The following is a 1005-nucleotide window of genomic DNA, read 5'->3' on the forward strand; positions in this document are numbered from 1 at the left end:
CGTGCGGGCAGGGCGGGTGGACCGGTCGTGGAGTGCCGCCGCCGTCACCGGGGGGAGCCGCCGGGGAACGGCGGTGTGACGGGCAGGTTTCGACCGGTGGAGAGTATGCGTCGCTGAAGGACCGATGGTCAACGATCCATTTCCGAAATATCGTCGAAAGTTTAGTGGCCTGAACGTCACGGGAGCCTCGAAACATTTCGACAAGCGCCAGTGACAACGGCGTTGTTGCGATCACCGGGGTCGAGCGGTCGATTTTCGCGAAGTTCTGTCAGAAGCCTTGACGCATTGTCATTGGCCCCCTACGTTTCGCGAGATCGTTCGCAAACTCGGCGAAACATTCGGAGAGGCGCAACCATGGGTACGGCCAGTGCGAGGACCGCTTGGCGCGGAGGTAGATGGGTCGCGGGGGCAGTCGCAGTGGCGCTGGCCTGGACTGTTTCCGGCTGTGCCTCCCAGAGTGGGGGCAGCGGCAGCGCGGACGAGGAGAGCGGCACCCTCATTACCTGGATCTACGGCGACGACTCGGTCAAGGTGCAGCAGGCCGCGGTCAAGGAGTTCAACAAGACCTCCAACGTCAAGGTGAAGCTGGTCGTCGTGCCGGGCGCCGAGTACGCCACCAAGCTGCGGACCGCCATGGCCTCCTCCAGCCCGCCGGACATCTTCTTCAACTGGGGCGGCGGCTCCATCAAGACCTACGTCGACAACAAGCAGCTGGTGGACCTCACCCAGGTGGTCAACGACGACCGCTCGCTGACCAACGCCTTCCTGCCGTCCGTCATGGCCGCGGGAGGACTCAACGGGAAGATCTACGGCATCCCCATGCGGGGCATGCAGCCCGTGGTGCTCTTCTACAACAAGAGCCTCTTCGCGGCCAACCACCTCAAGCCGCCCACCACCTGGGCCGAGCTGCAGACCGTGTCGGCCACCCTCAGGTCCAGGAACATCACCCCGTTCGCACTGGGCGGCAAGGACACCTGGCCCGAACTGATGTGGCTGGAGTACCTG

1 protein-coding gene is annotated in these 1005 nt (G+C 64.1%); it reads left to right on the forward strand.

Annotated features, from left to right (window positions below; translation table 11 throughout):
* Positions 1-417: 417 nt before the first annotated feature.
* Positions 418-1005: ABC transporter substrate-binding protein (locus tag AOK09_RS35790; protein ID WP_245687635.1), on the forward strand; the 588-nt coding region annotated here is incomplete at its 3' end.

Origin of the sequence: Peterkaempfera griseoplana, from assembly GCF_001418575.1 — a bacterium.
GTDB classification, from domain to species: domain Bacteria; phylum Actinomycetota; class Actinomycetes; order Streptomycetales; family Streptomycetaceae; genus Peterkaempfera; species Peterkaempfera griseoplana.